The organism is Afipia sp. P52-10, from assembly GCF_000516555.1.
Lineage (GTDB): Bacteria > Pseudomonadota > Alphaproteobacteria > Rhizobiales > Xanthobacteraceae > P52-10.
In genome coordinates, this window is the sequence record NZ_AZSJ01000003.1 from 2368280 (window position 1) to 2394491 (window position 26212).

A 26212-nucleotide genomic window follows, 5' to 3' on the forward strand; every position below is an offset into this window, starting at 1 on the left:
CGGGTCGCCCTCCGGCCGCGCGACGGTCTTCGCAGACAGGTCAAAAACTCCGTCGCTGTCTTGTGCGCTGTCTCCGTTCTCCATGCGCCGCTTGAGTCTGCAAGGTGCCAAAGCCGGCTGCCGCTTACATCTATTCTTGTTGCCAAACCTTCGGCGCGGCACTGACGTCCGCATCGAACCTGAAGCGGTGACTGGCCGACCAACGCCAAGCCCATTAAAGGAGAGCCGCCCATGGCATGGCGGCATGCGCATAACGCGAAACGGGTTGCCCACTGCAACGCCGTGTTCCACACTCGCCTGCGGCAGGGAGACGAACCAATGTCGGGCTTTGACATCTTTGTGATCATTCTGGTGCTGCTGGCGATCCTGACGCTGTTCGCAGGCGTCAAGACAGTGTCGCAGGGCTACAACTGGACGATCGAGCGGTTCGGCCGCTACACGCGGACGCTGCATCCCGGCCTCAACCTGATCATTCCGTTCTTCGATCGCGTCGGCCGCAAGATCAACATCATGGAGCAGGTGATCGACGTGCCGCAGCAGGAGGTCATCACCAAGGACAACGCCACTATCACCGTGGACGGCGTGGCGTTCTTCCAGGTGTTCGATGCGGCAAAGGCGAGCTACGAGGTGGCGAATCTGAACCAGGCGATCGTCACGCTAACGATGACCAACATCCGTTCGGTGATGGGCTCGATGGATCTCGACCAGGTGCTGTCGCACCGCGACGAGATTAACGAGCGGCTGTTGCGCGTGGTCGACGCGGCGGTCTCGCCCTGGGGCGTGAAGGTCAATCGTATCGAGATCAAGGACATCGTGCCGCCGACCGATCTGGTGGAAGCGATGGCGCGACAGATGAAGGCCGAGCGCGTCAAGCGCGCCGACATCCTGCAGGCGGAAGGCCAGCGCCAGTCGGAGATCCTGCGCGCCGAGGGCGAAAAGCAGGCGCAGATCCTGCAAGCCGAAGGCCGTAGAGAGGCCGCGTTCCGCGACGCTGAGGCCCGCGAGCGCGCCGCCGAGGCCGAAGCGAAGGCGACGCAGATGGTGTCCGAGGCGATCGGCAAGGGCGACGTGTCGGCGCTCAACTACTTCATCGCCGACCGCTACATCAAGGCGTTCGGCGAAATCGCCCGCTCGCCGAACCAGAAGATCGTGATGCTGCCGATCGAGGCGACCAGCGTGCTGGGCTCGCTTGCCGGCATCAGCGAAATCGCCAAGGCGACGTTCGGCGGCGAAGGGGCGGGCGTCGCATCGGCGGCGCGGCGCAGCAGCGGCACGGTGCCGAATGCGGGCGGGCCACCGCAGGCGGGGTAACGGACGAATTCGATGGAGATGGAACGAAGCGGATGATGTGGGACATTCTGGTCAAGCTGGGCACCTGGAACTGGTTGATCCTCGGCTTGATGCTGTTGGCGCTGGAACTGCTGGCGCCGGGGGTCTTCCTGATGTGGCTCGGGCTCGCGGCGCTGCTGGTCGGCGTGGTCTCGCTGATCGTCAACTGGATGTGGCAGGTGCAGGTGATTGCGTTCGCGGCGTTCGCGCTTGCCGCGGTGCCGCTGTGGCGGCGCGTGGCCGCACGCAATGTCGCCGGTCCCGACAGTGCATTCCTCAATCGACGTGCCGATGCGCTGGTCGGTCGCGTGTTCACGCTGGAGAAGCCGATCGTCGATGGCAGCGGCACGGTGCGGATCGACGATACCGTGTGGCGCGTGAACGGCCCTGACGCTCCGGCGGGAAGCCGCGTCAAGGTGGTGCGTGCCGACGGCGCCAGCCTGTCGGTGGAAGCGGCGGCGGGCTGATCCTGCCGTTCTCGTCCTCCTCTGCCGATGGGGAAGCTATCGTCGCGGTCGCATCAATCCAAGGCGATCACACTCTAAGATCCGACACGACCCTCATGGTGAAGAGCGCGGAGCGCGTCTCGAACCATGAGGCCCAGGGGCCGGCCTCATCCTTCGAGACGGCGCTATGCGCCTCCTCAGGACGAGGAACGCGCGCCATTTTTTTGGGGTGCGTTCTCACGCGAACCGGTGCCCGTCCCGGATTAAGTCCGGGACAAATCGACAATGCTTTAGCCCGGCAGGCCAAAATAGCGGGCAGCGGCGGCGACGCCCATGCCGGTGATCACGGCGACGAAGTCGCTGCGCGTCAGCCACATCGAGGCCATCGCCGAGGTCACCGCGAGCGCTGCGACCGCGCCGCCCTGGACCACGACCGGCAGCACGGCGGCGGCGATGATCGAACCGGGCAGGGCGTCCAGCATGCGCTTGATCCGCGGCGTCACCGGCACGAAGCCCATCAGCCAGAAGCCGGCGCTGCGCAGCAGGATGGTGACGAGCGCCATCACGGCCACGACGATCATCACGTCGGTTCGCATCAGCTCAGCCATCCGCGCGCTCCTCGCCGAGGAAGCCCGCGCTGAGCGAGCCGACGACGGCGCCCGCGAGGATGAACCAGTAGCCCGGCACGAGCTGGTTGACGGCGAGCGCGACCAGGCCCGCGATCACCCATGGGATCGCCCGCCGCCCCCCGCGATAGTTCGGGATCAAAAGCGCCGCGAAGAATGCGGGCATCAGGAGATCGATGCCGTAGGTCTTCGGATTGGCGATTCGCTCGGCGAGCAGGTAGCCTGGGATTGCCGCGAACGTCCACGAGAAATAAGACAGGACATGGCCGCCGAGGAAGTACGATGCATCGGCGCCGCCGGCTTCGCGATAGCGCATCGACAGCAGCCAGCCGGCATCTGTGATGATCGTCAGCGGCGGATACACCTGCCAGCCCGGCAGCGAGCCGAGCCAGGGCCTAAGCGAGGCGCCCATCAGGAAGAAGCGGACGTTGATCGTCGCCGTCACCAGCATCAGCGCGGCGACGGTCGAGGGCGTCAGCACGTCGGGCCAGGCTTGCACCGCGACGAACTGCGACATGCCGGCATAGACGATGCCGGTCATCGTCACCGCCTCGATCAACGTGAAGCCCTTCTGCGCGGCGAGCGCGCCGAACGCCATGCCGAACACGAACTGGCCGGGCAGCAGCGGCGCCATCGCGCGCGCGCCCAGCACCAGCCCGGCGCGGGACCAGTAGGCGGGACGCGGCTCCAAGCCGGCGGCGGACTCCCTCTCCGGACGCGTTGCCGACGAGTCCGGTCTCGGAGCTTTGTGAGAGGGCATGATGACGCTGCTTCAACCGGTTTGCTCCACCGAAGTCAACGCGACATTCGGAGGGGCCGTGTTGCATGCGGCGCGGGTGCTGACCGAAGGCTCTGCGTGCGCGATGGAACGATCGCGCGATGATCGATAGGGGTTACGATCACTTTGCCGTCATTCCTTGTCGAGATCATGACCTTGCGGCGGGTTCATGCCGCCGGCTCACGTCTCGGCGCTCGGATGCCAGCGCGGTGCATAGCCGCGTGCCAGGACTTGGGCGATCGACGGCGGCGTCAGCATCGCGACGGTCCGCCCGCGCGGGCGCGGCCGCCGCTCGGTGTAACCCTGCGGCGTCCAGCGCAGGAGTTCAACACCCCTCACCGCGAACGCATCGGTTCCCGAGAAGGTGATGAAGACGCCATCCGGCAGATGGTCGAGGGTGCGCCGGTGCAGCCGCTTGGCGCGGCCGTCGAGTCGCTCGGCATGCAGGACGTCGTCCATCGCCGGCGCGCTGGCGCGCTCGGCATGGCCGGAGAATTTCTGCGCGAAGTCGGTCGCCTCGGCGCGACGGCATTCGAAGCAGGGGCGGTGGCCTGCGGCCAGCGCGGTCGGCTCGTCGAGGAAGAACAGCTCGGTGTAATAGCGGCCCCAGACGTCGCGCTGCCGGCCTTTGAAGTCGAGCACGCAGCAGATCCACATGCGCGAGACATGGCGGCGGCGCGACAGGGTCTTGTCGTCGCGATGAAACCTGCCGCCGCGGTTGCCGAACAGCGTGCCGCGCGCTTCGACCGCGAGCAGCTCTCCGAACGGATCGACGCGGTTTTGCAGCGGCATGATGCAACACCCTAGGGCGTGACGGTGCTGACGTTTGGTTGCGGCTTCTGCCTCATCCCGCGAGAGGCTTGCTGCGCAAGCTTCTCAGGGCCCGTATAAGGAGGTAGGGCATCTGCCGCTCTCTCAGGCATCATGCGCGGGTTTGACCCGCGCATCCACCTCTTGGCGCTTCACGTCGTTTTGGCGCTTCATGTCTTTGAGCATCGTCTCGCAAGAAACGTCTCGCAAGAGAAAACGTGAAGCGAGCCTCGTGGTTCGAGACGCAGCGCTTGTTGGGGCATGATCCGAAACTCGCTTCGTTCGTTTCGGGATCATGCTCGCGCCGCTCCTCACCTGAGGTGAAACGCTCCCTGGGTGGCCGGCGCCACCCGGTTTCCGCTGTTACTTCTTCTGGCGCTCGGCGAAGGTGACGCCGGCCTTCATCTTATGGGTCAGCGGCGCTTCGACGATCTGCACGGTAACCGCATCGAGCGGCGCGCCGGTGTTCTTCACCACCGCGTTGGAGATATCCAGCATCAGCTGCTTCTTCTGCTCGTCGCTGCGGCCAGCGGCCATGTAGACTTGAACTTCAGGCATCGGTCTCTCCCTGGTTGAAATCGTGCGGGCGCATCTCAGCCCCACGTCACATTGTGACGTGCGAGCACCTCGCGCACCTTAGCGACCAGCTCGTCCTCCTTGCAGGAAAACTGTGCGGGACGCGTCTCGCGCCATTCCTGGTTGGAGGCGATGGCGGCGGCCGCCTTCGCGCCCTCGATCAGGTCCTTGATCTGCACCTCGCCGCGAGCCTTCTCGTCGGTGCCTTGGATGATCGCGCAGGGCGCGTTGCGGCGGTCAGCATATTTGAGCTGGTTGCCCATGTTCTTCGGGTTGCCGAGATAGAGTTCGGCGCGGATTTTCGCGTTGCGCAGCGTCGTGACGAACGCCTGGTAGTCGGCGAGGCGGTCCTTGTCGAACACGGTGACAACCACGGGGCCGAACACCGCGCTATCGTCGAGCTTGCCGAGCATGGTCAGCGCCGCCTGCAGGCGCGAGACGCCGATCGAGAAGCCGGTTGCCGGCACCGGCTCGCCGCGGAAGCGCGAGACCAGGCCGTCGTAGCGGCCGCCGCCGCCGACCGAGCCGAACCGCACCGGGCGGCCCTTCTCGTCCTTGGTGTCGAGCAGCAGCTCAACCTCGTAGACGGGACCCGTGTAGTATTCGAGGCCGCGCACCACCGACGGGTCGATGCGGATGCGGCCGTCGTCGTAGCCGGCGCTGGCGATCAGGTCTGCGATCGCGCGCAACTCGCCGGCCCCTTCGCCGCCGATGGCGGTGCCGGACAGCGTCAGCAGCTTGGCGACGACATCGGCGTTCGGTCCGCTTTGCGGCGAGGTCGATGCCAGCACGCGATCGATCGCGGCATCATCGAGGCCCGCACCTTTGGTGAAGTCGCCCTTGCCTTCCTCGCCGCCGTCCCAGCGGCCGGGGCCGAGCAGCTTGCGAATCTCGGCGGCGGGAAACTTGTCCTGCTTGTCGATCGCGCGCAGCACGGTGAGCTTGCGCACCGGATCGTCGGCGAGGCCGATCTGTTCCAGGACGCCGTCGAGCACCTTGCGGTTGTTGACCTTCACCACATAGCTGCCACGCGGAATCCCGAGCGCTTCCATGGTGTCGGCCGCCATCATGCAGATCTCGGCATCCGCCGCCGACGAGCCGGAGCCGACCGTGTCGGCATCGAACTGCATGAACTGGCGGAAGCGGCCAGGGCCAGGCTTCTCGTTGCGGTAGACGTAGCCGAAGCGATAGCTGCGGTAGGGCTTCGGCAGCGCCTCGAAGTTCTCGGCGACATAGCGGGCGAGCGGCGCGGTCAGGTCGTAGCGCAGGCTGAGCCACTGCTCGTCGTCGTCCTGGAACGAGAACACGCCTTCGTTCGGGCGGTCCTGGTCGGGCAGGAACTTGCCGAGCGCGTCGGTGTATTCGATCGACGGCGTTTCCACCGGCTCGAAGCCATAGCGTTCGTAGACCTCGCGGATGGTTTCGGCCATGCGCCGGGTGGCCGCGATCTCGGCCGGGCCGCGATCCTGCAGGCCGCGCGGCAGCCGGGCTTTCAGCTTCTGGGGTTTCTTCGGCTTCTTGTCGGACATGGCCGGGTGTTATCAGCCGACCTTGGCGACAGCAAGCCGCCTTCCGGGTGGCGCGTGCCGGGCCCTAATAAACGAGCACGGCCCCGTCGCAGCGAATTCCCGTCACCCAGACGTCGGCCTGGCCGAGGCTGACGCCGAGTGCCGACAAGACGGTGTTGAGCAAGGTGTCCACCGGCGCGATCACCAAGGCCAGGGCGTTCGCCACCGTGTCGAGCAGTCCTGGAATCGGCAGGCCGAGGCCAATCAGCGTGATCTTCAGGTCGAGGTCGCCGAGCAGGGTGGTGATGAGTGAGCCGAGGAACGAGCTCGTGCTCACCGTCTTCTTGGTCTGCGCCTGGATATCGGAATAGCTGAAGGTGACGTTCTGTGGGCTCTGGTTGGCGATTGCCGCATGGGCGCGGCCGGTGACGGAGATCAATGGCAGTTGCAGGATCGTCGCCGGGCCCGGATTGGGCGCGCTGGTGAAGTTCTTCATCTGCGCCGGCGTCACCGCGCCGATCCAGGCATCGACCACGCCCGGCGTCACACCGAGCTGCACCGTCGAGGTCGAGACGTTCGGGTAGCCGCAGGTCACCTGGTTGAGGGTCGCGGTCGCGGCCGCCACCTCGACATAGACCGGCAGGTTGAGGCCGACGAGGCCGAGCAGGTTGAGCAACTGGATGTTGAGATAGACGCGGGTCTGCGCGGTGTGCACGCTGGCGCCGGCGGCGCCGACCGCGATCCAGCTCGAGCCCTGCGGCCGTTCGCCGACAGTCGCCGTCAGTTGCACGCTGGCGATATTGGGCAGACCGAGGTTGACGTTGGTTGCGATCTGGTTGGTGCCGTTGGCGATCTGGGCGGTGGCCGAGAGCAGGTCGAACACGCTGAGCGATACGCCGACCCTGGGCTTCTGACCGACCTGCATTCCGGAATACGGTCCCGGATTGATCAGCGAGCCGATATTGATCTTGGCGGTAGTGCCGTTGACCGCCTGCACGACGCTGTCGAGCGTGGTGGAGACAAGATTGCTGCCGTTCGCCGTGCGCAGCGCCTGCAGCACGTCCGGTAGTTTGATGTTGTTGGTGAGCAGGTCGCCGTAGCTCAGCGCGGTGACGCCGATCTTGGTCGCCAGTGCGCTCATGAAATCGAACGCGTCGATCTGGGTGCTGAGCAGGTTTTGATAGTCCACCGCCGACAGCGACAAGGTGGTGCCGAGCATGTTCCCCAGAATCGCGTTGAGCAGGCCGTTGTTGACCGAGGCAAGCCGCGTTCCGATCGCGAAGGAGGCGAGGCCGGTGGTGGTCGCGGTCGCGGTGGTACGGATGTTGAAGGTGTCGCTGCCGGTGATCACCTTGCCGAACACCAGTGGCGATTGCGACTGCATCGTCACGCGCACCGCGTTGGCATTCGTGCCGGTGGAGGGGGTGAAGCGTGCGGCCGGCGCCACCGCCGGGTTGGCGACGTAGACGCCGCGCTCGACCGAGACCACCGCGTTGGCGGCGTAGCTGTTCTTGGTGGCGGCTGCGGTCGCTGCGGCCGCGGCGTTGTTGATGTCGGCGGCCGCGACCAGCGCGGCGAGATCGGTCGTGCTCTGCAGCTTGCGGCGGTCGGTGAAGACCTTGCCGATATCGATGCCGAGCGCCGCGCAGCCGAGCGCCATGCTGATGCTGGCGGCGGAGAACAGCGCAATGTTGCCGCGCTGGTCACCAAGGAAATTCCGAATGAGCCCCTGCATCCGCGTGCTCCTTCAATAGCCGCCGCGCGGGATCGCTGCCGATCGAGAGATCTGCGAGGACGGCGCGGGGACGAAAGCGGGAAGCGAGAAGATGAACATGCCGGAGGCGTTGTAGGTGACGGTCACCAGGAACACGTTGGCGTCGGAGGAGGATGTCGCCGCGTTGACCGCGAGGTTGGCGGGCACGATCAGCGGATAGGCGGAGGCGTTGCTGGTGACATAGGACTTGGCGAGATTGGAGCGCTCGGTCTCCGACAAGCCTGCGATCGACGACCGCGCTGCTTCCGCCGCAAGCTGCTGCACGCCATGCACGACGGCGAGGTAGGAGCCGTACACCACGATGCCGAACACCATGGCGAGGAACAGCGGCATCACCAGCGCGAACTCGACTGCCGAGGTGCCGCGCCCGCAGCAACGGAATGAGGAGAGCGATTTTGTGAGGCGTTTCATCATCTTCAGGCGCCTTGTCGTCAGGCCTTTCACGGCAGCGATGACAGCACGCAACCTTTAAGTGTGTGTAAAGTTGATTGACAACTCTAGATAGTAGAATGGTGCGGTCGCTCATCAGGACAATTGCGCATGCAGAGAGCGGCTGGGACGAGGCTCACGCCGCCTGGCAGGTGGCCGAACGATCGCGAAACGATGCGATCGCGGCCGATGGAGTCTCTCTCGGGCGTTTACAGCGCAGGCCGATCCCAGTAGGAGTTGTGGCGATGACTCAGGCCATGACCAAACCGACCACCACGAAAACGACCCGTCTCGGCGGGGCGTGGACGGGTGCGCGCGAGGTCTGAAGGCGAGCATCTGGACAGAGCCCCGCGGTCGCGCGGGGCAAACGTCTCACCTGAGATCGATCGATCCCTGCGCCTCCGCCTCATTAGGAGACGCAAACCATGAATTCAAGATTTTCACCTTTCCGGCCGCTCCATGTCGGCATCGTTGGTGCGGCCGGCCTTGTCGGCGGCATGATGCGCGAGCTGCTGGCGGAGCGGCGGTTTCCGATCGCCTCGCTGCGCCTGTTCGCCTCGGCGCGATCGGCGGGCGTCACGCTTCCTTGGAGCGGCGGCACAGTTGCGGTCGAGGACGCGGAGACCGCGAACTATGCCGGGCTCGACATCGTGTTCTTCTCCGCGGGCGGCGCGGCCTCGCTGGCGCTCGCGCCGCGAGTGGCGGCAGCGGGCGCGCTGGTGATCGACAACTCGTCGGCCTGGCGCGGCGATCCGCAGGTGCCGCTGGTGGTCGCCGAGGTCAATCCGCACGCCTTGGCTTCGATCCCGAAGGGCATCGTCGCCAACCCGAACTGCACGACCATGGCGGGCATGCCGGTGCTGAAGCCGCTGCATGCAGCCGCGGGTCTGAAGCGGCTGGTGGTCAGCACCTACCAGGCCGCCTCCGGCGCGGGCGCCGCCGGCATCCGCGAGCTGGCCGCCCAGCTTGCTGCACCGGGCCAAGCGGCGGAGCAACTCGCCTATCATGGTGACGCAGTGGCGCTGCCCGCGCCCGCCAAGTGGCCGGTGCCGCTCGGTTTCAACGTGGTGCCGCTGAACTATCGGCTGGTCGAGGATGGCTACACCGAGGAGGAGGTGAAGCTGCGCGACGAGACGCGGAAGATCCTCGAGATTCCGGAGCTGCCTGTGGCGGGAACCTGCGTGCGGGTGCCGGTCTTCACCAGCCATTCGCTGTCGATCAACGCCGAATTCGAACGTCCGCTGCCGGTCGCGGAGGCTATCGCGATCCTCGCGGGGGCGCCGGGTGTGGTGCTGGCCGATGTTCCGAACCCGCTGGCGGCCACGGGGCAGGATCCAGTGTTCGTCGGCCGCATCCGCCGCGATCCGACCGTGACGCACGGTCTGGCGATGTTCGTCACCGGGGATAACCTGCGCAAGGGCGCCGCCCTCAACGCGGTGCAGATCGCCGAAGCGATGCTGTCCCGCGCGGATACCAGGCGCGCCGGTGCGGCATGAGTATGCGGCCGTGCCGCGGCCGGCTTTTCCGGTCGCGGTGCGGTGCCGCCGCCAGCAGGGCTTTGGCCCGCGGGTTTTGCACAGTCTGCGGCAACGCGCGCGCCGCAGGGCGATGGGCATCGTGCGGCGCAGGCGAAGCTGATAATCTCACGTTCAAATCGCCGCGGAGCACCCCGGAGCATACCCATGAACATCAAGACCGACATCCGTCCCGCCGCCGTTGTGCCGAACGACCTGTCCGCCTTCTGGATGCCGTTCACCGCCAACCGCGCCTTCAAGAAGTCGCCGCGCATGCTCGCCGGTGCCAAGGACATGCATTATTTCGCCGCCGACGGGCGCGCGCTGATCGATGCCGCGGCCGGCATGTGGTGTACCAACGCCGGGCACGGCCGCGCGGCCATCACCGCCGCCTTGCAGGCGCAGGCGGGGACGGTCGATTACGTGCCGCCGTTCCAGTTCGGCTATCCGCCGGCGTTCGAACTGGCGAGCCGCATCGCGGCGCTGGCGCCGAACGATCTCAATCACGTCTTCTTCTGCAACTCCGGCTCGGAGTCGGTCGACACCGCGCTGAAGATCGCGCTCGCCTATCAGCAATTGCGCGGCGAGGGCACCCGCACCCGCCTGATCGGGCGCGAGCGCGGCTATCATGGCGTCGGCTTCGGTGGCATCTCGGTCGGCGGCATCGTCACCAACCGCCGCATGTTCGGGACACTGCTGACCGGTGTCGATCATCTGCCGGCGACCTATGATCGCGCGAAGCAGGCCTTCACCAAGGGCGAGCCGGACTATGGCGCGCACTTCGCCGACGAACTGGAGCGCATCGTCGCCCTGCATGGGGCGAGCACGATCGCCGCCGTCATTGTCGAACCGATGGCGGGCTCGACCGGCGTGCTGCCGCCGCCGAAGGGCTATCTGCAGCGACTGCGCGAGATCACGCAGAAGCACGGCATCCTGTTGATCTTCGACGAGGTGATCACCGGGTTCGGTCGGCTCGGCGCTGCGTTCGCTGCCGAACGCTACGGCGTGACGCCGGACATGATCACGTTCGCCAAGGGCGTGACCAACGGGGCCGCGCCAATGGGCGGCGTGATCGTGCGCGATGCCGTCCATGACGCGTTCATGACGGGACCCGAGCATGTCATCGAGCTGTTTCATGGCTATACCTATTCGGCGCATCCGTTGGCCTGTGCGGCGGGTCTTGCGACCCTCGACATCTACCGCGACGAGAACCTGTTCGCGCGGGCGAAGGCGCTCGAGCCGACCTTCGCCGACGCGGTGATGACGCTGCGCACGCAGCCGAACGTGGTGGACATCCGTACCATCGGCCTGACGGCGGCGATCGATCTCTCACCGCGCGATGGCGCGCCGGGCCAGCGCGGCGTCGATGCGCTCGCGACGGCATTCCACGACTGCGACATCGTCGTCCGCGTCACCGGCGACACCATCGCGCTGACGCCGCCGCTGATCATTTCCGAGGACCAGATCGGCGAGGTGGTCGAGAAGGTGGCGAAGGTGATCCGCGCGGTGGCCTGAGGGCTGGCGCCAAGGCTCGACCCGGGCTTTGGCGCCGCAGGTCGTGTCGTGAAGCGGTTGCGCCGCCTGTGGTTTATGGAAAAGAGTGGTTCATGCCGAATCACCGGCAGTGTTAGGGTTATTGCTCCGAGGCAGGGCGTTCACGGTCCATGATCCGCTTTTCGACGATCTTCATCGGCGTCTGTATGGTGCTGATCGCCGCCTCGCTCGGTCTCGTGGTTTACGCGGTGGCGGGCCTGCGGCCGCTCGACGCGGGCCTGGTGGCGCTGACGGCGCTGGCGATCCTCATCCTCTACAACGCGGTGTCGATGCGCCTGCGCGACCGGCCCGACTACGGCAGCCAGATCGCCGACCTGTCGCACGGCACCGCCGAGCTCGCCCGCCAGGTGGCCGAGTTCGGACGCAGATTGCACACGGTGGAAGCCAAACTCGCTGCGGGCGGGAATGCCGACCGCCAGGTCGGTCCGTTGCGCGAGGAGATCGCCGAGCTCGGCAACCTGATGAAGCAGCTCGCGGTCTCCGTCGCTGCGCACGAGGACTTGCTGCATTCCGACCACCCAGTCCAGGGCGATCCGGCCCCGCAGCCCGTCGGGGGAGCCGCCGTCGCGCCGATAGCTGCGGCCGCATCGCTCGCCTCCGCCGTGCCGCCGGTTGCTGCGGTCGGCGATCCCCCAGTGTCACAACACCAGCCTTTGCAGGCCGAGCGGGCGCCAGCACCGGTTGCTGTCCTGCCGGCGGACGACCCGAAGATCGTCGGTGCGGTGCATGGCGCGGTCGAAGCCAACCGCATCGACCTGCACCTGCAGCCGATGGTGACGCTGCCGCAGCGCAAGGTCCGCTATTACGAGGCGATGGCGCGGTTGCGCGGTGCCGACGACGCGGTGATCGCGGCGGGCGATTTCGTCGCGGCCGCCGAGCGCGCCGGGGTGATGCCGCGCATCGACGAGGCGGTGCTGCTGCGCTGCGTGCAGGTGCTGCGGCGGCTGATGCTGCGCAACAAGGACATCGGTCTGTTCTGCAACATCTCGGCCACCACCTTGCGTGACAACGAGGTGTTCGCCCGTTGTCTCGACTTTCTCGATGCCAACCGGGCGCTGGCGCCGATGCTGATCCTGGAGATCAAGCAGAGCACGCTGCGCAACCTGACCCCGCTGGAAAGCGAGCATCTGGCGGCGCTGGCGCAGCGCGGCTTCCGCTTCTCGATCGACAACGTGACCGATTTGCGGTTCGAGCCGCGCGAGCTGGCCGACCGCAGCGTGCGTTTCGTCAAGGTGCCCGCGGCGCTGCTGCTCGATCCGAGCCGCGCCACCGACATCCATCCATCCGACCTGTCCGACATGTTCGGGCGTTTCGGCATCGATCTGGTCGCCGAGCGGATCGAAGGCGAGCGGGCGGTGGTGGACCTGCTCGACTACGACGTGCGCTACGGGCAGGGGTTCCTGTTCGCGCCGCCGCGTCCGCTGCGGGCCGAGGCCACCGCGCCGCTGCCGGCAGCCCCATTGCCGACCGCCCCATTGCCTCCAGCGGCGGCAGATGCGACAAGCGCCGCCGCGCCGGCCGCCATCGCGGTCAATCCCCCACCGCAGCCGACGCGGCTGCAGGGCGTTGCCGCGCTGTTGCGCCGCACCGCCGGATCGAATTGATCTGTTCAAGGCATGACCGAGACGACCTTCACCCGCCACCTGCGCGACGTTATCGACGGCGTCGATGTGATCCTCTCCGATATCTGGGGCGTCGTGCACAACGGCCTCGAAGCCTGGCCCGATGCGTGCGCGGCGCTGACCAAGTTCCGCCAGCGCGGCGGCAAGGTGGTGCTGATCACCAATGCGCCGCGTCCGGCGCCCTCCGTGCAGCGGATGCTGCGGCGGCTGCATGTCGCCGACGACGTGTATGATGCGATCGTCTCTTCCGGCGATCTGACGCGCAGCTATATCGAGGAGCATCGCAGCCAAACCGTGTTTCACATCGGCCCCGAGCGTGACCATTCGCTGTTCGAGGGATTCGGCGTCCGTTTCGGCGACGTCGAAAGCGCCGACTACATCGTCTGCAGCGGCCTGTTCGACGACGAGACCGAGACCGCCGAGGATTATCGCGCGACGCTGACCTGCGCCCGCGAGCGTGATCTGTTCTTCGTCTGCGCTAACCCGGACATCGTGGTCGAGCGCGGTGAGAAGCTGATTTTCTGCGCGGGCGCGCTGGCCGAGCTTTATGCGAGCCTCGGCGGCAAGGTGCTGTTCGCAGGCAAGCCGCATCCGCCGATCTATCAGCGGGCGTTACGGCTCGCGGCTGAGGCCGGTGCTACGGCGGTGACGCCGGCGCATGTGCTGACGATCGGCGATTCGGTGCGGACGGATTTAGAGGGCGCGAATGGCGGCGGCTTCCGCTGCGTGTTCGTCACCTCGGGCATCCACGCCAATGAACTCGGCGAGCGCGCCAATCCGGATGCGGAGTCGGTGGCGAAGCTGTTCAAGGGCGCGAGCAAGCCGCCGTTCGCGGTCACGCCGAAGCTGATGTGGTGAGGTGCGGGCTGAGGCAGCCGCAGCGCCATTCGGGCGCCATGCTTGGCGGCATACTTGGATAGACCGTCATGCCCGCTAAAGCGGGTATCCAGTACGCCGCGAGATTTCGCGTTGATCGCTGGCGTTCTGGGTTACTGGGTCCCCACCGGAGCCTGTCATCGGGCGGCGCTGCGCGTCGACCCGTTGGCGGGGACGATATTGAGCGAGTTAAAACGTTCAGGCTTGGTCCGGGAAGACCGCCTCGATCTTGGTCTTCAAGGTGGCGGCATTGAACGGCTTGACGATGTAGTTGTTTACGCCGGCCTTCTTGGCGGCGATCACGTTCTCGGTCTTCGATTCCGCCGTCACCATGATGAACGGGGTCTTGGCCAAGTTTGGATCGCTGCGAACTTCCTTGAGCAGGTCGAAGCCCGTCATCGGCTCCATGTTCCAGTCGGAGATCACAAGGCCGTATTTCTTGGTGCGCATCTTGCTGAGTGCGGCCGAGCCGTCGCTGGCGTCGTCGATATTCTCGAACCCGAGCTGCTTGAGGAGATTACGGATGATGCGGATCATCGTGTTGTAATCGTCAACCACCAGAACCGACATCGACAGGTCAACGGCCATAGCTTCTGCTCCTCAGCGCCCAAACCAGCGGGCCCGCTCTTTCCTTGGCGGGTCTGAGGGATTGCAACAAACCTGTCGCTCGACAATGATTGGCAAGCCCCCAGCGGCCGAGGACTACCATTCGTTCCTTAAACGGCCCGTTAATCGGAGGTTCCGTTATGATGCGGACGGTCTTAAGCCGCTGACGCAGAGGAGGAATGGTTACCATTGGCTTGACTTGTCCCGCCTTGCGGCGCCACGGTCGGCGCTCCTTCCCGTTCAGATGGTCTCTTCCCGGATTATGACCTCCCGTTTCCTGGTTATCCGCGACACCACGCCCGCCGACGTTATTCCGAAAGGTGCGGTGATCGCTCTCGGCAATTTCGATGGTGTCCACCTTGGCCACCGCGCGGTGATCGGCGCGGCGCAGCGGATGGCCCGCGCCCGCGGTAGCCTCGCCTATGCGATGACGTTCGAACCGCATCCGCGCGATTTCTTCAACAAGGGTGCCCCGCAATTCCGCCTGACCGACGAGGTGGACAAGCTGCGGCTGCTTGCGGGCACCGGGCTCGATGGCGCGGTGGTGATGACGTTCGATGCCGCGCGCGCCGGCACCTCGGCGCAGGATTTCATCAACCACGATCTGATCGGCCGGCTCGGCATCTCGGGGATCGCCGTTGGCTACGACTTTCACTTCGGCAAGGGCCGCGCCGGTTCGCCGACGCTGCTGCAGGCGGAGGCGCCCCGGCTCGGCATCGACGTGCATGTGGAGCCGCATTTCGATATCGCCGGACGGGCAGTCTCCTCCAGCGCAATTCGCGCGGCGCTGTCCGAGGGCAAGCTGGACGAGGCGACGGCGATGCTCGGCTATCCATGGTTCGCCACCAGTGAGGTGATCCACGGCGAAAAGCGCGGCCGCGATCTCGGCTATCCCACCGCCAACATGCGGCTCGATCCCGCCGTGGCGCTGCGTCATGGCATCTATGCGGTGCGTGCCGAGGTCGATGGCGAACGCATCGACGGCGTGGCGAGTTTCGGCCGCCGCCCGACCTTCGACAATGGCGCGCCGCTGCTCGAGACCTTCCTGTTCGACTTCAAAGGCAACCTCTACGGCAAGACCATCGACGTCGCCTTCATCGGCTTCATTCGGCCGGAGTTGAAGTTCGACAGCATCGAGGCGCTGATCCGCCAGATGGACGACGACAGCGCCAAGGCCAAGGCTGTCCTGGCGGCCCATCCGGGAGCCTTTCCCGCGCTCGGCAAGGTCGGCTGAGCGTTCTGCAGAGGGGCCAGTATCCGAAACGACGGGAAATCGGCCTGATTCAGCCCTTCCGGTGGCTGCTTTCGCCTGCTAAGAACAGAACATGTCTTTCCGGCTCGGCATTATAGCAATTAGCGGCGGCATGATCCCGAAAAGTGGGTACTGGTTTTCGGACCGGATCATGCCTCGAATTAGGTGACGGGTCTGACGCAGCGATGCTGGTCAGACCCTGTGCTTCCGCCTGAGCGTTCTCGTTCGGCGCAAGACCGGGATATCGTCAACCTTTTTGCGATAATCGCTTTTTCACGCTTACGAGCCGAGCCCCACGAGCCATCATGACCGACAAGCCGCAGAAGACTGGCCAGACCGCGACCGAAGCGGCGGCCCATGACTATTCGAAGACCCTGTTCCTGCCGAAGACCGACTTCCCGATGCGCGCGGGCCTGCCGCAGCGCGAGCCGGAAGTGTTGAAGCGCTGGAACGAGATCAACCTCTACGAGAAGCTGCGCAGCGCGGCCAAGGGCCGCGCCAAGTTCGTGCTGCACGATGGCCCGCCCTACGCGAACGGCAACATCCATATCGGCCACGCGCTCAACAAGATCCTGAAGGACCTCGTCACCCGCAGTCAGCAGATGCTCGGCTACGATTCCAACTACGTGCCGGGCTGGGACTGCCACGGCCTGCCGATCGAGTGGAAGATCGAGGAGGAGAACTACCGCTCGAAGGGCAAGCAGAAGCCCGACCTGAAAAATCCGGAGGCGATGATCGCCTTCCGCCGCGAATGCCGCGCCTATGCGGAGCACTGGCTGAACGTGCAGCGCGAGGAGTTCAAGCGGCTCGGCGTGGTCGGCGATTGGGCGCACCCCTATGCGACCATGGCGTTTCCGGCCGAGGCGCAGATCGCGCGCGAGATCATGAAGTTCGCGCAGAACGGCACGCTCTACCGTGGCAGCAAGCCGGTGATGTGGTCGGTGGTGGAGAAGACCGCGCTCGCCGAGGCCGAGGTCGAGTACGAGGAACACACCTCGGACATGGTGTGGGTGAAGTTCCCGGTGAAAGACGTCGCGGTGCGCACCTGGGCGGTCGCGAACGATCCGCAGCGTGCGGCGCTCGCGCAATCGGAAGCCGAATGGGAGCAGGCGCTCGCCGCGGTGCGCCAGGCGCATGTCGTGATCTGGACCACCACGCCGTGGACGCTGCCCGGCAACCGCGCCATCAGCTATTCGGCGAAGATCGCCTATGGCCTCTATCGCGTCACCGATGCGCCCGCCGACAATTGGGCCAAGACCGGCGATCTGTTGATCCTCGCCGACAAGCTCGCCGCGGACGTGTTCAAGCAGGCGCGCGTCACCGCGTTCGAACGGACAGGTGATGTGACCGCGGAGATGCTTGCGGCCATGGTCTGCGCGCATCCGCTGAACGGATTTGCCGGTGGCTACGGCTTCGACGTGCCGCTGCTCGAAGGTGATCACGTTACCGACGACACCGGCACCGGCTTCGTCCACACCGCGCCGAGCCACGGCCGCGAGGACTTCGACGTCTGGACGGCGAATGCGCGGGCGCTGGAGGCGCGCGGCGTCAACACGACGATTCCTTATACCGTCGATGAGAACGGCGCCTATACCGAACAGGCGCCGGGCTTCACCGGCAAGCGTGTCATCACCGACAAGGGCGAGAAGGGCGACGCCAACGAGGCGGTGATCAAGGCGCTGGTCGAAAAGGGCATGCTGCTCGCGCGCGGTCGGCTGAAGCACCAGTATCCGCACTCGTGGCGCTCGAAGAAGCCAGTGATCTTCCGCAACACGCCGCAGTGGTTCATCGCCATGGACAAGCCGATCGCCGACAACGGCACGGCGAAGGACGGCGACACGCTGCGCGCCCGCGCGCTGCAGGCGATTTCGGTGACGCGCTGGGTGCCGCCCGCCGGCCAGAACCGTATCAACGGCATGATCGAAGCGCGCCCGGACTGGGTGATCTCGCGCCAGCGCGCCTGGGGCGTTCCGATCGCGGTGTTCGTCAGGGAGCAGGGCGACGGCTCGGTCGAGATCCTGAAGGACGAAACCGTCAACCAGCGCATCGCCGAAGCGTTCATGAACGAGGGCGCGGATGCATGGTACGCGGCCGGCGCGCGCGAGCGCTTCCTCGGGCCCAAGGCCGCCGAGGGCTGGCAGAAGGTCGATGACATTCTCGACGTCTGGTTCGATTCCGGCTCGACGCACGCGTTCGTGCTAGAGGACCGACAGAACTTCCCGACCTTCGGCAACATCGTCCGCAAGGTCGATGGCGGCCAGGACACGGTGATGTATCTGGAGGGCTCGGACCAGCACCGCGGCTGGTTCCACTCGTCGCTGCTGGAAAGCTGCGGCACGCGCGGCCGCGCGCCCTATGACGTGGTGCTGACGCACGGTTTCACGCTGGACGAGCACGGCCGCAAGATGTCGAAGTCGCTCGGCAACACGGTCGAGCCGCAGAAGGTGATCAAGGATTCCGGCGCCGACATCCTGCGCCTGTGGGTGGCGGCATCCGACTATGCCGACGACCAGCGCATCGGCCCCGAGATCCTGAAGAACACCGTCGAAACCTATCGCAAGCTGCGCAACACCATTCGCTGGATGCTCGGCAGCCTGGCGCATTTCCGCGACGAGGATCGCGTCAAGGCCGATGTCATGCCGGAGCTGGAGCGGCTGATGCTGCACCGGCTGGCGGAGGTCGATGCGGTCGTGCGCGAGGCGTACGAGAACTTCGACTACAAGACCGTGGTCGCGACGCTGTCGAACTTCATGAACACCGAGCTGTCGGCGTTCTACTTCGACATCCGCAAGGACACGCTCTACTGCGATCCGCCGTCGTCGCTGGCGCGGAAGTCGGCACTGACGGTGATCGACTATCTGTTCCGCTGCATCGTCACCTGGCTCGCGCCGATCCTGTGCTTCACCGCGGAGGAGGCGTGGCTGTCGCGCTATGGCGAGGCCGCGGTCTCGGTGCATCTTGAGCCGTTCCAGCATGTTCTGTCCGCGTGGCGCGACGATGCACTGGCGAAGAAGTGGGAGACGATCCGCGACGTCCGCCGGGTTGTCACCGGTGCGTTGGAGCTCGAGCGCGCCGCCAAGCGTATCGGCTCGTCGCTGGAGGCCTCGCCCCGCGTCTATGTGGCCGACAAGGATGTGTTCGGCATCCTGGCCGGGGTTGATCTGTCCGAGATCTGCATCACCTCGAGTGACGAGGTGACCAATGCGGATGCGCCGGCTGATGCGTTCCGGCTGAACGATGTGCCGAACGTGGCGGTGGTGGTCGAACGGGCGCAGGGCAAGAAGTGCGCGCGATCGTGGAAGATCCTGCCGACGGTCGGCGACGATCCGGACTATCCGGATGTCACGCCCCGCGACGCGCAGGCGCTGCGCGAGTGGAAGGCGCTCGGTCTGATCTGATCCGATGAAGCGATGACGGCGGCGGTGCGTTACGGCACCGCGCCGCGCTGCCTACGCAAAATCACTGCGCAGAGCTGGTTGCGCGTCATGTCAAGGCGGCCTTAAGGCCAGGATTGGCTTTATGCGCGGCTGCCTGTGCGCTGACACGCGTACCGCGGGATGCGAGCGAATTGATTAACGCGTGAAGAAAAAGTCGCCGGGCGCGTAGGCCGAGCGTCCGACCGGCGCGGGCGGGCGCCGTGCGGGTTGGCTGGCGCGCGGCGGGGCTCCGGGAACGAAGGCAGGCCAGCTGCCTTGCTCGGTATTGGTGACGGCCGGACGCGGCCGCCGCTTCGTCGGCTTCGGCGCGGCAGCAGGTGCGGGAGCCGCAGCAGCCGTGGCGGCTGGCGTGGTGCCGGTGTGGCTCGCCGCAACTGGCGTGTCGGTCGCCTTGTCGTCGATCCGGCCGACCTCGCGGCGCGGCCAGGTGGCGTCGTCGGCGCGGCCGCCGGGCACGGTGAGCGGTTCGCCCTTGATCAGCGTGCGCGCGGCGAGGGCATCGATCGACGCTGGCCGCGAGCCGGCGCCGCCGAGCAGTTCGGTGGTGCCAACCGAGGAGGCGACCAGCGGCACGATCGGTCCCGCCAGCGGCCGCGGCGCCGGAGCACCGGGAGCGGGTGCGAGATCCGGCGTGCCGGGATCGCTCGGCAGCGCCACCGGCAGGGCGCGGCTGTTCAGCACCCGCTTGATCTCGCGGTCGACATAGTGGGCGAGCTTGCGCGCGCCGGCACGGGTGAAGAACACGCCATCGCCGGTACGCAGGCGGCGGGTCTGGCCTTCGAAGTCTGGACCCTGCAGCATGAAGCGGCCGCCTTCATCGACGAAGCCGTCCCAGACGTCGACATAGGTGATGCCGGCCTTGGTCGCACTCTCGCGATAGAGCGTGTCGAGGAACAGCATGTCGGAGGTCGCCTTCTGGCCCCGCAGCGCCGGCAGGCCGACCCACAGGATCGGCACGTTCTTGACCTTCAGAACGCCGATCATGTCGTCGATTTTCTTCTTATAGAGCTCGATCCAGCGTTCGGAGCGGAATTCGGCGAGGCCGTTGGCGGCGCGGGTGGAGCGCTCGGGTGCGGCGATCGTCGGCGTCTCGCCGATATCGGCCTGCTCGTCGGCGGGCGGCGCTTCCGCATCCTCATCCGGCTTGCGTGCGGTGCCTTTCGCTCCATCCTTGGCGCCGACCTTGGTCCTGTCGTCCTTCTTCGGATCGCCTGCGGTCTCGCGGATCGTGGTCCGGTCGTGCAGGCCGAGCATGACGACGATCACGTCGGCCTTCTCCTGAGCGACGATGCCCTTGGCCGCGGCGACCCAATCGGACGGTTCGCCGCGCGGCTGATAGCGGATCAGGCCGGAGACCGTGCGATGCTTGCGGGTCACCCCCATGTCAGGCTGTTCGGAGAAGGCGTCTTCCAGGCCATAGGCGAGCCAGTCGGCCATCGCGTCGCCGAGCACGAGCACGTTGCGCTCGGCAACCGCGTCGCCGCGGTCCTTCGGCGGCGGCGCGCGTGAGTAGTCGACGCGGGGCGCCGACTGTTGCTGTTGCGGCTGTTGTTGTGGATCGGAGCGCAGCGGCGGTGGCGAGAAGAAATCGCCGAACGGTGAGAACGGGCGGTATTCCGGACGCGGAACGGCCTGGCGCGGACGGGGCGGCGGCCGATCCTGGAAGCCGAACGGGAAGAACAGCTGCGCCGAAGCCGGCATCGTGATGCCCAGCAGAAGAGCAATGACCACCGCCACGGCGATCAGCGGTCCGCTCTCGGTCAGCAGGCGCAGCGGGTGTTTCGGGTCCGGCATCGGATCGGGTTTCGGTTGAGCCCAAGGCCGCGGCGGGACCATGACTGATTCTGCCGCACATTCATGCGCTTTCGAGCCCCATAAGGGGACTCGCAAGGTTCCCGTCAAGTACGGGACAAAGATGTCAACCTCAAGGTTACCCGCGGCATCGTTAACGGCCGCCGCGCAGCCGCTCCAGAACGGAGGCGGAGGCAAATCCGTCCGCGGGCGCGCCGATCGCGGCCTGGAAATGGCGCACCGCCTCGCGGGTTCCGCTGCCGAGATTGCCGTCCGGCTCCCCACGGTAATAGCCATATTGGGCGAGCAGCTGCTGTAGTTCGAACCGCTCGGCACGGGTCAGAATCCGCTCGCCGCGCGGCCACGCCTGTACCATCGGCGCGCCGCCGCGCAACCGGTCGGCGAAATGGCCGATCGCCAGCGCGTACGCCTCCGCCGGGTTGTAACGCATGATCACGCGGAAGTTGTGCAGCATCAGGAAGCCCGGCCCGTCGGCGCCGCCCGGCACCAGCAGGAACGCCATGTCGCCCGCGCGGGGGAACGGCCTGCCGCCGGCGCGGCGGATGCCGAGTCGCTCCCACTGGCTGACGCTCATGCTCTTGGAGCGGTCGGCAAGGGCGTAGTTGAAGCCGCGCGGTACTTCGACTTCGTAGCCCCAGGTCTCGCCGGGGCGCCAGCCGTCCTTTTTGAACTTGTTGGCGGTGGAGGCGACGATGTCGGCAACGGAATCGACCACGTCGCGGCGGCCGTCGCGATCGAAGTCGACAGCCGAGCGCTTGAACGCGGTCGGCATGAACTGGGTCGCACCGAACGCGCCGGCCCACGAGCCCTTCAACTGGTCGGGATGCAGGTCGCCGCGATGCAGGATCTCCAGCGCGCTGAGGAATTCGTCCTTGAAATAGGCTTGGCGGCGGCCGATGCAGGCAAGCGTCGCGGTCGAGCGCAGCACGCTGCGGTCGCCGCTCTGCGTCGAGTAGTTCGATTCGATGCCCCAGATCGCGGCGACGATGTAACGGTCGACGCCATAAGCCTTCTCCACCGCATCGAACACGGCGCGGTTGGCGGCCAGCACCTCGCGACCGCGCTGGATGCGCGCATCGGTGACCAGGATGTCGAGATAGTCCCACACCGCCTTGGTGAATTCCGGCTGCGCATCGACGAAGTCCATGATGCGTAGGTCCGGCGTCAGCCCGGTGGTGAAGCGCTCGAAGCTGTCGCGGGAGATGCCGCGCCGTGCGGCGTCCGGCCAGGTGTTGGCGACGCAGCGCGGGAAATTCGCGGCCGCCTGGCGGATCGCGGCCGCCGTCATCAGCGGATGGCCGGAGGCGCCGTCCTGGCCGCTCCATTCCTTTGGCGGCGTGGGCGGCGTCATCACTCCAAACTGTGCCGAACGGCTGCGCGCCGGCTGCTGCGGGATCGAGCCGGTGACGTCGCTCTGCTGGCGCGTCAGCACGACCGGGCCGCGGCCCGAGGCGGTCTGCGCATCTGCGCCGCCTGCAAGGACCAGGTATCCGGCAGCGGCCACGGCCGCCGGCCAACGCCATGCGTTCGTCACTTTTGCATTCAATGTCATCTTGCGAACCGTATTGAAATCCCCCGTTAACTAAGAGGCCCTGCTCAGGTTTCGATCAGCTTAACGATGCAGCTTTTTGACGTCATCAAACCGCCACCGATTGCCGCAGGCCGCAAGGTCCGCTCGTGCCGTATGGCCGCAGGCGGCAATCGGACCGGAACTTAACTTGGACTTTTCAATTGGCATGATTTGATCCCGTCGTCTCGTGATCCAGGTTCTTGATCCAAGGTCATCATCCAGGTCCATCATCCGAGTCCATCGCCTAACCGCCCTCGTTTCCGAAGAGATCTCATGAAAATCCGCAAAGCTGTGTTTCCGGTCGCCGGTCTCGGCACCCGCGTTCTCCCTGCGACCAAGGCCATGCCGAAGGAGATGCTGACGATCGTCGATCGCCCGTTGATCCAGTATGTGGTGGACGAGGCACGCGAGGCCGGCATCGAGCATTGCGTGTTCGTCACCGGTCGCAACAAGGGCGTGATCGAGGATCACTTCGACCGCCAGTTCGAACTCGACACCACCTTGCGCGAGCGCGCCAAGACGGCGGAGATGGACGTGCTGGAGCGCGACCAGCCCGAGGCCGGCGCGATGAGCTTCACCCGCCAGCAGGCGCCGCTCGGCCTTGGACACGCGGTGTGGTGCGCCCGCGATATCGTCGGCAACGAACCGTTCGCGGTGCTGCTGCCGGACGAGCTGGTGCTCAACACGCCAGGCTGCCTGAAGCAGATGATCGAGGCGATGAACGACCTCGGGCCGAAGGCCAACGTGATCGCGGTCGAGGAAGTGCCGATGGAGCGCGTGCATCAGTACGGTGTGGTCGGTGTCGGCGCGCAGAAGGGCAAGGCGTTCGAGATCGACGGTATGGTCGAAAAGCCGCCGCGCGAGAAGGCGCCGTCCAACCTGTCGATCACTGGCCGCTACATCCTGCAGCCGGAGATCTTCAAGATCCTGGAGACCCAGGAGCGCGGCGCCGGCGGCGAGATCCAGCTCACCGACGGCATGATCGGCCTTGCCAAGACGCAAAAATTCTATGGCTTGCGCTTTCAGGGCGAGCGCCACGACTGCGGCTCCAAGGCAGGCTTCCTGCGCGCCAACATCGCCTATGGCTTGCGCCGTCCCGAGCTTGCCGATGGCCTGCGCGAGGACATGGCCCGCTATCTCAAGGGTTGAGCCTGAAGGCTGGGCTGCGGTCCGCCGCCGCGGTCTTTCGATAAACCAGTATTGGCAGCTCCAAAGCCCGGTCGAGCGACCGGGCGAGCCCTTTGTCCCGCATGTTTTCTTGCGTGAGGCGCGTCACGGTTCGTCCGGGCGAACCGCGGCATGCTCCTGTCCGTGAACAGGGCGGCTCCTGACGGGCCGCCGGATCAAGGGGACAGGGCCATGAACCGCGTCATGAACAGCGTCACAAGCAGCAACACCGTCATCCGCATACTTCGCGCCGCAGGCTTTGCCGCCGCCGTGATCTTGTCATGCACCGCCTTCACCGGCTCCGCCGATGCCGCCGTCGAGGCCACTGCCGAACAGCGCGCCGCCTGCACGCCGGATGCTTTCCGCCTGTGCTCCGGCGAGATCCCGAACATTCCGGCGATCACCGCCTGCATGCGCAAGAACAAGACCAACCTCAGCCCAGCCTGCAAGGCGGTGTTCGACAAATAACGGCACCCCAAACGACACCGGCACTCATGGCCGTTTGCCGGTGTCCAGAGCCGGGAGGGCGTCCCCACCACCTCCCGGCTCGTTCTTCTTCTCTATGAAGCTGGTTGCGTGGCACGGCGGGGCTGCTCGCGAGCCGTGACCGATGGCTTAGGTGCTCAGCGTTGCAGCCGGATGCCGAGCATGAACAGCGTCGCCTGATAGTCCGCTCCGGTCGCCGTGCTGTTCAGCCAGTCGTGGCGTAGCTGGAGCTTGGCATGGACGTCGCGGGTGAACTTGTAGACCAGGTCGCCGCCGACCGAGTAAATCTTGTCGAAGCGGTCGGAGCCATCGTAGTCGGCGGTGGTGTAGCCGAACTTCAGCGTGCCGATCAGGTAGCGGCGGAAGGCGTGCTCGACCTGGGCGCTGTAGCTGCGCGACAGCACGCCGGAGACGCCCGGGAGGGTGGTCTCGTCGATGGTCGTCAGCGCGTTGAACGACACGGTGGTCAGCCCGGTCGGTTTCCAGATCAGTGAGGCCGAGACCAGGAAGCCGCTGATGTCGCGCAGCCGTGGGTCCTCGTAGGAGCGGCTGCTGTAGCCGGCCGACGCCTCGCCAGTGATCAAGCGCGAGAGTTCGAAGGTCGAGCCTGCGCGCACGATGTAGCCGGAGGAGTTGCGCGCATAGCCGTAACGGTCGAATTCGAGGTCGCGTTCGCGCCGATCGATCGTCGCCTCAACGAACGGCTTGAGCTGCGGCATCACCTCGTAGGACCCGCGCAACAGGCCGCTATACTGGTTGTAGTCGCGGTCGCGGTTGCTCGACTTGGTGCCGTCGCTCAGAGTCGATTGCTGATAGACGGTGCGGTCCACCAGCCCGTTCGCGGTCACCTCGAAACGGTTGAAGCTCTGCGTCGCGCCGAGCGTGCCGCCGAACGAGGTGGCGATCGGGTAGCGTTGCAGGTTGGCCTGAATGTTCGGGCTGCCGGGGTTGTCGGTGAAGACGCGCAGCCGCGCATCGGTGTTGATGCGGGTGTCGCGGGTCACGTCCCAGCGGCCCTTGACCGCGCCGGTAAAGTCGGGCCGGTCGATGTTGACCGGCAGGGGCGAGGCGACCGGCGTTCCGGTGGAGCAGTCGCAGCCGCCGTCGTTGCGCATCGAATAGCCGGTGAACGAGCCGCGTAGGTCGGCGATCACCGAATGGCGTTCCCAGTTGGAGGCGGCCAGCAATTCCGGCGCGATCATGTACAGCCACGAACCCTTGCCGTTGTTGATGCGGCCGGGGTTGCTGTCGTAGCCGGTCCAGACCTCGATCGCGGGCTTCACCAGGAAGGTGCCCGCATAAATCCCGGCGGGGCCGAATGGATCGTCATCGACCGTCAGGCGGCGGCGCGGCGGCTGGCCTTCGACGGCGCCGAGGATCGCGGGCGCGAGCTTCGGCCGGTTGGCGGTGGTCATGGCCGAGGGCAGCCGCACCGGAGGTACCACTGGAACGACCATCGGCAGCAGCGGAGCCGGCGGTTTGGTCGTAGGCACCGGCGGCAGCACGGTCGGCGACACTGCGGGCTTGCGCCGCGGTGGACGTTTCTTGCGGTTCAGCGAGTCGTAACCCATCGATGATGCGCCGGTGCCGGCCGGCACCGCGAACACCGGCGGCGGCTGTCCGATGCGCGAGGGCGTTGACGTGTCCATGCCGGCGGTTTGCTGGGCGCTGTCGCCGATGCGGCGGAGGGGGCGGTTCTGACCGGAGAAGCTGTCGGGCTGGCCGTTGAACAGATCCGAGGTCAGAGCCTGAGCGCCCGCATCGGAGGTGGCAGCCGCAGCAAGCAGGATGGCGGCCGGCAGCGCCCGGCCGAAGCGATGACGCTTCCGCCGCCCCCGCGGGGGGCCTGGTTCCAGCCAGCCTGACACCAACGAACTCCTGGTCCCCCGGACGCAACCATTGCGGCCGAAAACTTGAACGAATTCAGGATATTGGGCGATGCGCGCGGCCGCGCGCAGGCTCGCCCGTCCTGACCGAAGCGGTTAAGCGAGTTAAAACAATTATGGTTAATGAGCCGTTGCGGACCGGCTGCCGCCGCGT

21 protein-coding genes are annotated in these 26212 nt (G+C 66.1%); 10 read left to right on the forward strand and 11 right to left on the reverse strand.

Features of this window, described 5'->3' with window-relative positions; translation table 11 throughout:
- Positions 1–318 precede the first annotated feature (318 nt).
- Positions 319–1311, forward strand: a complete 993-nt coding sequence (locus tag X566_RS12515; protein WP_034466659.1) for an SPFH domain-containing protein — start codon at positions 319–321, stop codon at positions 1309–1311.
- Positions 1312–1346: 35 nt separating this feature from the next.
- Positions 1347–1796: an NfeD family protein gene (locus X566_RS12520; protein ID WP_034468516.1), complete on the forward strand. Its 450-nt coding sequence runs from the start codon at positions 1347–1349 to the stop codon at positions 1794–1796.
- Positions 1797–2065: 269 nt separating this feature from the next.
- Here the strand turns inward: X566_RS12520 and X566_RS12525 are convergent, their stop codons facing one another.
- The 7 genes from X566_RS12525 to X566_RS12555 form a co-directional block, all read right to left on the reverse strand.
- The gene (locus X566_RS12525) at positions 2066–2383 is read right to left on the reverse strand and encodes an AzlD family protein (RefSeq protein WP_034466662.1); all 318 of its coding nucleotides are present in this window, start codon (positions 2381–2383) and stop codon (positions 2066–2068) included.
- Complete coding sequence (locus tag X566_RS12530) at positions 2376–3161, reverse strand: AzlC family ABC transporter permease (protein WP_081740156.1); 786 nt, start codon at positions 3159–3161, stop codon at positions 2376–2378. Before X566_RS12530 ends, X566_RS12525 begins: the two co-directional genes overlap by 8 nt.
- 198 nt (positions 3162–3359) lie before the next feature.
- Positions 3360–3971: a hypothetical protein gene (locus tag X566_RS12535; protein WP_034466667.1), complete on the reverse strand. Its 612-nt coding sequence runs from the start codon at positions 3969–3971 to the stop codon at positions 3360–3362.
- A gap of 381 nt (positions 3972–4352) precedes the next feature.
- Entirely contained in the window at positions 4353–4547 is a 195-nt protein-coding gene (locus X566_RS12540) for a 2-hydroxymuconate tautomerase (protein WP_034466671.1), read from the reverse strand.
- A 35-nt stretch (positions 4548–4582) separates the two neighbouring features.
- Entirely contained in the window at positions 4583–6094 is a 1512-nt protein-coding gene (hisS, locus tag X566_RS12545) for a histidine--tRNA ligase (protein WP_034466674.1), read from the reverse strand.
- A 64-nt stretch (positions 6095–6158) separates the two neighbouring features.
- Complete coding sequence (locus X566_RS12550; RefSeq protein ID WP_034466677.1) at positions 6159–7808, reverse strand: pilus assembly protein TadG-related protein; 1650 nt, start codon at positions 7806–7808, stop codon at positions 6159–6161.
- Positions 7809–7820: 12 nt separating this feature from the next.
- Positions 7821–8258: a TadE/TadG family type IV pilus assembly protein gene (locus X566_RS12555; protein WP_034468519.1), complete on the reverse strand. Its 438-nt coding sequence runs from the start codon at positions 8256–8258 to the stop codon at positions 7821–7823.
- 443 nt (positions 8259–8701) lie between these two features.
- Here X566_RS12555 and X566_RS12565 point away from each other — a divergent pair, with 443 nt between their 5' ends.
- From X566_RS12565 to X566_RS12580, 4 genes are all read left to right on the forward strand, one after another.
- The gene (locus tag X566_RS12565) at positions 8702–9772 is read left to right on the forward strand and encodes an aspartate-semialdehyde dehydrogenase (protein ID WP_034466682.1); all 1071 of its coding nucleotides are present in this window, start codon (positions 8702–8704) and stop codon (positions 9770–9772) included.
- Between the two features lie 186 nt (positions 9773–9958).
- Complete coding sequence (locus X566_RS12570; RefSeq protein WP_034466685.1) at positions 9959–11305, forward strand: aspartate aminotransferase family protein; 1347 nt, start codon at positions 9959–9961, stop codon at positions 11303–11305.
- Positions 11306–11454: 149 nt separating this feature from the next.
- A complete protein-coding gene (locus tag X566_RS12575; protein WP_034466689.1) occupies positions 11455–12948 on the forward strand; it encodes an EAL domain-containing protein in 1494 nt (497 codons plus the stop codon).
- Positions 12949–12960: 12 nt separating this feature from the next.
- Positions 12961–13824, forward strand: a complete 864-nt coding sequence (locus X566_RS12580; RefSeq protein ID WP_034466693.1) for a TIGR01459 family HAD-type hydrolase — start codon at positions 12961–12963, stop codon at positions 13822–13824.
- A 216-nt stretch (positions 13825–14040) separates the two neighbouring features.
- Here X566_RS12580 and X566_RS12585 read toward each other — a convergent pair whose 3' ends face one another.
- Positions 14041–14430 carry a response regulator gene (locus tag X566_RS12585; protein ID WP_034466696.1) on the reverse strand — a complete coding sequence of 130 codons (390 nt, stop codon included), beginning with the start codon at positions 14428–14430 and terminating at the stop codon, positions 14041–14043.
- Between the two features lie 280 nt (positions 14431–14710).
- On the opposite strand from X566_RS12585, the gene X566_RS12590 reads away from it, so the two are divergent.
- Complete coding sequence (locus X566_RS12590) at positions 14711–15682, forward strand: bifunctional riboflavin kinase/FAD synthetase (protein WP_034466699.1); 972 nt, start codon at positions 14711–14713, stop codon at positions 15680–15682.
- A 323-nt stretch (positions 15683–16005) separates the two neighbouring features.
- Positions 16006–19098 (forward strand): isoleucine--tRNA ligase, encoded by a 3093-nt coding sequence (ileS, locus tag X566_RS12595; RefSeq protein WP_034466702.1) that lies wholly within the window; start codon positions 16006–16008, stop codon positions 19096–19098.
- 174 nt (positions 19099–19272) lie between these two features.
- Here the strand turns inward: ileS and X566_RS12600 are convergent, their stop codons facing one another.
- Together X566_RS12600 and X566_RS12605 are read right to left on the reverse strand one after the other, a co-directional pair.
- Positions 19273–20931, reverse strand: a complete 1659-nt coding sequence (locus X566_RS12600) for a DUF459 domain-containing protein (RefSeq protein ID WP_034466705.1) — start codon at positions 20929–20931, stop codon at positions 19273–19275.
- Positions 20932–21082: 151 nt separating this feature from the next.
- On the reverse strand, positions 21083–22501 hold the full coding sequence (locus X566_RS12605; RefSeq protein WP_051444057.1) for a lytic murein transglycosylase: 1419 nt from the start codon (positions 22499–22501) through the stop codon (positions 21083–21085).
- Between the two features lie 291 nt (positions 22502–22792).
- Between X566_RS12605 and galU the strand changes: the two genes are divergently transcribed.
- Together galU and X566_RS12615 are read left to right on the forward strand one after the other, a co-directional pair.
- Positions 22793–23668: a UTP--glucose-1-phosphate uridylyltransferase GalU gene (gene galU / locus X566_RS12610; RefSeq protein ID WP_034466707.1), complete on the forward strand. Its 876-nt coding sequence runs from the start codon at positions 22793–22795 to the stop codon at positions 23666–23668.
- A gap of 222 nt (positions 23669–23890) precedes the next feature.
- Positions 23891–24154 (forward strand): hypothetical protein, encoded by a 264-nt coding sequence (locus X566_RS12615; protein WP_051444204.1) that lies wholly within the window; start codon positions 23891–23893, stop codon positions 24152–24154.
- A gap of 155 nt (positions 24155–24309) precedes the next feature.
- Here the strand turns inward: X566_RS12615 and X566_RS12620 are convergent, their stop codons facing one another.
- Complete coding sequence (locus X566_RS12620; RefSeq protein ID WP_244434735.1) at positions 24310–26040, reverse strand: outer membrane beta-barrel protein; 1731 nt, start codon at positions 26038–26040, stop codon at positions 24310–24312.
- Positions 26041–26212 lie beyond the last annotated feature (172 nt).

Bases quoted from the DNA above. Each gene is read 5' to 3' on its own strand.
- X566_RS12550 (WP_034466677.1), bottom strand. From the start codon at position 7,808: ATGCAGGGGCTCATTCGGAATTTCCTTGGTGACCAGCGCGGCAACATT.
- X566_RS12555 (WP_034468519.1), bottom strand. From the start codon at position 8,258: ATGAAACGCCTCACAAAATCGCTCTCCTCATTCCGTTGCTGCGGGCGC.
- X566_RS12525 (WP_034466662.1), bottom strand. From the start codon at position 2,383: ATGGCTGAGCTGATGCGAACCGACGTGATGATCGTCGTGGCCGTGATG.
- X566_RS12580 (WP_034466693.1), top strand. From the start codon at position 12,961: ATGACCGAGACGACCTTCACCCGCCACCTGCGCGACGTTATCGACGGC.
- X566_RS12540 (WP_034466671.1), bottom strand. From the start codon at position 4,547: ATGCCTGAAGTTCAAGTCTACATGGCCGCTGGCCGCAGCGACGAGCAG.
- X566_RS12520 (WP_034468516.1), top strand. From the start codon at position 1,347: ATGTGGGACATTCTGGTCAAGCTGGGCACCTGGAACTGGTTGATCCTC.
- X566_RS12585 (WP_034466696.1), bottom strand. From the start codon at position 14,430: ATGGCCGTTGACCTGTCGATGTCGGTTCTGGTGGTTGACGATTACAAC.
- X566_RS12600 (WP_034466705.1), bottom strand. From the start codon at position 20,931: ATGCCGGACCCGAAACACCCGCTGCGCCTGCTGACCGAGAGCGGACCG.
- X566_RS12535 (WP_034466667.1), bottom strand. From the start codon at position 3,971: ATGCCGCTGCAAAACCGCGTCGATCCGTTCGGAGAGCTGCTCGCGGTC.
- X566_RS12565 (WP_034466682.1), top strand. From the start codon at position 8,702: ATGAATTCAAGATTTTCACCTTTCCGGCCGCTCCATGTCGGCATCGTT.
- galU (WP_034466707.1), top strand. From the start codon at position 22,793: ATGAAAATCCGCAAAGCTGTGTTTCCGGTCGCCGGTCTCGGCACCCGC.
- X566_RS12575 (WP_034466689.1), top strand. From the start codon at position 11,455: ATGATCCGCTTTTCGACGATCTTCATCGGCGTCTGTATGGTGCTGATC.
- X566_RS12515 (WP_034466659.1), top strand. From the start codon at position 319: ATGTCGGGCTTTGACATCTTTGTGATCATTCTGGTGCTGCTGGCGATC.
- X566_RS12615 (WP_051444204.1), top strand. From the start codon at position 23,891: ATGAACAGCGTCACAAGCAGCAACACCGTCATCCGCATACTTCGCGCC.
- ileS (WP_034466702.1), top strand. From the start codon at position 16,006: ATGACCGACAAGCCGCAGAAGACTGGCCAGACCGCGACCGAAGCGGCG.
- X566_RS12590 (WP_034466699.1), top strand. From the start codon at position 14,711: ATGACCTCCCGTTTCCTGGTTATCCGCGACACCACGCCCGCCGACGTT.
- X566_RS12605 (WP_051444057.1), bottom strand. From the start codon at position 22,501: ATGACATTGAATGCAAAAGTGACGAACGCATGGCGTTGGCCGGCGGCC.
- X566_RS12570 (WP_034466685.1), top strand. From the start codon at position 9,959: ATGAACATCAAGACCGACATCCGTCCCGCCGCCGTTGTGCCGAACGAC.
- hisS (WP_034466674.1), bottom strand. From the start codon at position 6,094: ATGTCCGACAAGAAGCCGAAGAAACCCCAGAAGCTGAAAGCCCGGCTG.
- X566_RS12530 (WP_081740156.1), bottom strand. From the start codon at position 3,161: ATGCCCTCTCACAAAGCTCCGAGACCGGACTCGTCGGCAACGCGTCCG.